The following is a 777-nucleotide window of genomic DNA, read 5'->3' as shown; positions in this document are numbered from 1 at the left end:
GCTTTAATATTTTTTCTTCAATTCTAGTGATTTGATGTTTGAATGCAGTGAGGATTGGCTTTATTGTCATAGCGAGTTCTTTAGGGAGTATTTGAAGACGGTTTTTCTCCATGGTCTGCATGACTAGTAACTGCTTCCTGCGGGCAACTAAATCGCTCATAAGCTGTATTCTCTCTGGCTTTAATTGAGATAGAGCTGGTTGTATTGCTTCACCATAATGAGCAATAAGTTTAGCGTCGAGCTTATCTGTTTTAGCGCGTTGTCCAATTGCACCAGCAAAGCGTTTCACATGAACAGGGTTAGCGATTACGAAAGGTAAACCAGCTTTAGCACATGCCATAATGAATGGCATTTCTAATCTCCCTGTGGCTTCGATAATAATACGTTCGGGTTTGTGTTTTTTAATCTCTTTTATGGCTTCTTTAATGCCTTTATCATCGTTAGAAACAGTGAAGTAAATATCTAAAGGTCGAATATAAATATCGAGTTGAAATTTACCGGTATCGACACCAATGTTAATGCTTTGATTTGTTTTAGTATTCATATAAGCTAACTCTTGCTTGCATAATGCGGGCTCGAGGCCCAGTAGACTATTCGAGTGTGGTGCTTGGAGTCTTTTACAGCGTTCTTTCTTGTTATCGGTCTCTCAATAGAGGAGCCTTCAATCAATCGAACTACTGTAAAAGAAGGCTTTAGTTGCAGCTAAAGCCTGGGTCTCACCTTACCCTAAATCGGTATAAAAAGAATGATTAAGATGGGTGTATTATCCATACAAGC

Annotated in this window: 1 protein-coding gene; it reads right to left on the bottom strand. The window is 38.9% G+C overall.

The features are described 5' to 3' along the window. Window positions 1-544: transposase (locus J8L98_RS24480; RefSeq protein WP_210998663.1), on the bottom strand; the 544-nt coding region annotated here is incomplete at its 3' end. Window positions 545-777: the final 233 nt, after the last annotated feature.

This window comes from Pseudoalteromonas sp. MMG013 (assembly GCF_018100885.1).
Classification (GTDB): domain Bacteria; phylum Pseudomonadota; class Gammaproteobacteria; order Enterobacterales; family Alteromonadaceae; genus Pseudoalteromonas; species Pseudoalteromonas aurantia.
The sequence above is the reverse complement of the archived record's forward strand: the minus strand, read 5'-3'. Positions and strand labels throughout refer to the sequence as shown.